Source organism: Thermogemmatispora sp., assembly GCF_019683635.1.
Classification (GTDB): Bacteria; Chloroflexota; Ktedonobacteria; order Ktedonobacterales; family Ktedonobacteraceae; genus Thermogemmatispora.
The window spans coordinates 1-3,524 of sequence record NZ_JADGIA010000316.1; the positions used below are offsets into that span (position 1 = coordinate 1).

General features: G+C 59.6%; 2 protein-coding genes. Both read right to left on the reverse strand.

Annotation, left to right across the window (positions count from 1 at the left end; genetic code table 11):
* Window positions 1-82: 82 nt before the first annotated feature.
* A complete protein-coding gene (locus IRZ31_RS20680) occupies window positions 83-2,086 on the reverse strand; it encodes an acetoacetate--CoA ligase (protein WP_297157472.1) in 2,004 nt (667 codons plus the stop codon).
* 129 nt (window positions 2,087-2,215) lie between these two features.
* Window positions 2,216-3,310 carry a toprim domain-containing protein gene (locus IRZ31_RS20685; protein WP_297157475.1) on the reverse strand — a complete coding sequence of 365 codons (1,095 nt, stop codon included), beginning with the start codon at window positions 3,308-3,310 and terminating at the stop codon, window positions 2,216-2,218.
* Between the last annotated feature and the right edge of the window lie 214 nt (window positions 3,311-3,524).

Consider the following 3,524-nt stretch of genomic DNA (forward strand, 5'->3'; position numbering starts at 1 on the left):
CCATTATAACCAACCCCAATAAATAATAAATGTATATCCATCTATGAGGCGAGATGAAGAGCGACAGGAGGGCTATCGGAGCCTAGTGCGTACTGCCCGAGCGAGCCTGGAGTTGGCGGGCAAAGTCAACGAAGAACTGGATCGTCTGCGGATTGCTCATTGCATCAGGGCTGGCCGCCTTCTCCAGAGGCATGCCCAGGAGCAGTTTCTTGACTGGCACCTCCATTTTCTTGCCGCTCAGTGTGCGGGGCACCTCGGGAATGGCAATGATCTCATCAGGTACGTGATGCGGCGAGATCTCACGACGCAGAGCTTCCTTCAAACGGCGCTGAAGGTCTTCATCGAGGCGAACCCCCTCGCGCAGCACAACGAACAGGGGCAGGTAATAGCCGCCGCCGGGGCGTTCTACTCCGACGACCAGACTATCGAGCACCTCGGGCAAGCTCTCAACGACGCGGTAAATCTCGCTGCTTCCCATGCGAATCCCCTGGCGATTAATTGTCGAGTCTGAGCGGCCATAGATGATGGCGCCCCCGCGTGGGGTGATCTTGATCCAGTCGCCGTGGCGCCAGACGCCCGGATACACTTCGAAGTAGCTTTCACGGTAGCGACGATTATCTGGATCGTTCCAGAAGAAGAGTGGCATTGAGGGCATCGGCGCCGTGACCACCAGTTCGCCGACCTCATCGATTAAAGAGTGCCCCTCTTCGTCGAAGGCCTCGACGCGGGCGCCAAGCGCCCGACACTGGATTTCGCCCGCATAGACGGGAAGCAGGACACAGCCGCCGACGAAGGCCGAGCAGACATCGGTGCCGCCGCTGACCGAGGCCAGCCAGACATCGCGCTTGACGTGCTCGTAGATCCAGCGGAAGCCTTCTGGTGGCAGAGGCGAGCCGGTAGAACCGATACAGCGGAGCTGGCTGAGATCGAACTGCTTTCCTGGCTCGATGCCAGCTTTCATGCAACTAGAAATGTAAGCGGCGCTTGTCCCGAAAAGATTCATGCTGCTGTCCTGGGCGAAGCGCCAGAGGGTGTTCATATCTGGATAGCCGGGAGCGCCGTCGTAGAGCAAGATCGTGGCCCCGACCAGCAGACCGCTCACCAGGAAATTCCACATCATCCAGCCTGTGGAAGTGAACCAGAAGAAACGGTCGCCAGGCTTAAGATTGCTCTCCAGTGAGAGCACCTTGAGATGCTCCAGCAGGATGCCGCCCTGGCCCTGCACGATCGCTTTGGGCAGGCCGGTGGTGCCAGAGGAATAGAGCACCCAGAGTGGATGCTCGAAAGGGACCTGCTCGAAGGTGAGGGGGGCAGGTTGGGCGAGCAGGCTGCTCCAGGGAAGAGTCTTGCTGAGGCCAGCGCTGGCTTCCTCGGGGGTAGCATGCAGGTAGGGAATGATGATGGTATGTTCGAGCGTAGGCAAGGCTGCCTGAAGCTCGGCCAGTACTCCCCGACGGTCGAAGGGGCGCCCATTGTATTGGTAGCCATCGACGGCGAAGAGCACCCGTGGCTCAATCTGCTGAAAACGATCAACGACGCTGCTGGTGCCAAAGTCGGGCGAGCAGCTGGACCAGATAGCGCCGAGGCTGGCGCAGGCGAGGAAGGCAATCACCGTCTCCGGGATATTGGGCAAATAGGCCACGACCCGGTCGCCACGCTTGACGCCGAGTTGTCGTAGGGCCTGGGCCACGGCTCCCACTGCCCGCTCCAGCTCCTCCCAGGAGAGCGTACGCCACGGTTCGCGTTCAGAGCGGAAGATGATGGCTGGATGCTGAGCGGTGGCTTGGCGGAAGACGTGCTGAGCGTAGTTCAACTCGGCGCCTGGGAACCATCTGGCACCAGGCATGCTGTGGCTGGCCAGCACCTGAGTGTATGGCTGGCTGGCCTGGATCTGAAAATAGTCCCAGAGCGATGACCAGAAGCCTTCAAGGTCGGTGACCGACCACTCCCAAAGCTCATGACGGCTGGCGAATTGTTTGCCTCGCTGCTCGGCAAGCCAGCGCATATAGTGCGTGATATTGGCTTGCTCTTTTAGTTCCTCTGAAGGCTCCCAAAGGGGCTGTTCGGCGTTGAACGAGGTACTCATCGGCTCGTGCTCCTTTCAAACAGATGGGCTTCGGGGCCCTTGACCTTCGAGGCAGGGAGACAGGTCGGCCCGCGCTGGTGGTTGTTCTTTTTCTGCTGTAAGTAAGTCTATGCCGCGCGTAGAGACAAGTCAATACAGACGGCGATAGCTATCCAGTAGCGGCTCCAGGCCTGTGTGACCAGACAGGCGCCAGCGCTCATTCCAGTCTTTGCCCTGTCCGTCCAGGGGTATCAGGCACCAGCTAACTGCCCGCCCTTGCTCGCGGAGTTGTGCGCTGAGACGAGCTGTGGCCTCGCGTCCTCCCTCATCACCATCGAGAGCCAGCAGCACGCTGCGAACCTGGGCAGGGAGCCAGCTGAGAGGCAGAGCGGTGCCGGCCAGGGCAATCACTTCGTTCGCTCGAAAGCCAGCTGCCAGCAAGGCCAGACGATCAAAGGTTCCTTCAACCACGGTGAGCTGAGGGGCAAGCTGCTCTCGTGGCAGGCTAAAACAGCCGGCAGGATTGGTTTTGATCCAGCGCTGCGGGCGACCGGGGCGCTCTAAGAGCTGCTTGTGAGCGTTTTCATCCATCCCAGGATGCCAACCTGCGAGTGTGCGCCCGATGTAGCCTCGTGTGTTTTCTGCTTGAAGAGGAAAGATCAATCGTCCGCTCCAGCGCTGCAAGAGGCGTCGCTGTCTGGGGCGTGTCAAGCGGCTGATGATCGTTGGCGTAAGGAGGCCAACGCCGCCAGCAAGAGCGATCTCCAGAGGAATGGCCCGCTCGCGCAGATAGGCGCGCCCCTGGCGGCTGGACTTCAGCGCCGCTTGCATAGTGGGTTCGAGGGCTTGCAATATGCATCGCTCCTCTTCTTGCCAGCGGCTGAGAACGCTGGTGGTACTGGGCCGTTCTTCTTGCTGTGTCGGCCAGTGAGAGTGCGGAGATGCCTGGCTTCCTGCCAGTCCTTCCTGGTCGGCTGCCTGATCCCGATCGCGGCTGGAGCTGGCTGCTAGGAGATGATGGGCTGCACTCGGATTCCATTCTGCTATCAGCACTTTGGCCTGACAGGCGGCGTTAAAGCAATAGCCCCAGCCGCTGGCCGGATCGATCGAGAGCGAGCGCTGATGATCACTGCCGTGAATCGGACAGAAGGCACGCACCCGGCTGCCTGTTAGGCGCGGATGGCGTAGTTCGCTCTGTGAGAGAATCTCGATCCGTTTGCCTCGACGGGTGAAGATGGTGATCATACCTGCCGTCCTCTGTTCTCTTTGGCGGCTTCCCCCGTCCTTCCATCTTCGCCAGCGCTGCTCTCTCTCTATTTCTATTGGAAATTATAGAATATTTGTTCTGCTCTGTCGAATATGGCCGGGACTTTCTGCGATCGCCCGACTGCAGACGCGGCGAGCGAGAAACAGGCGGGCACTTGGATCTATGCAACCTGACTCTTATACACATTTCCGA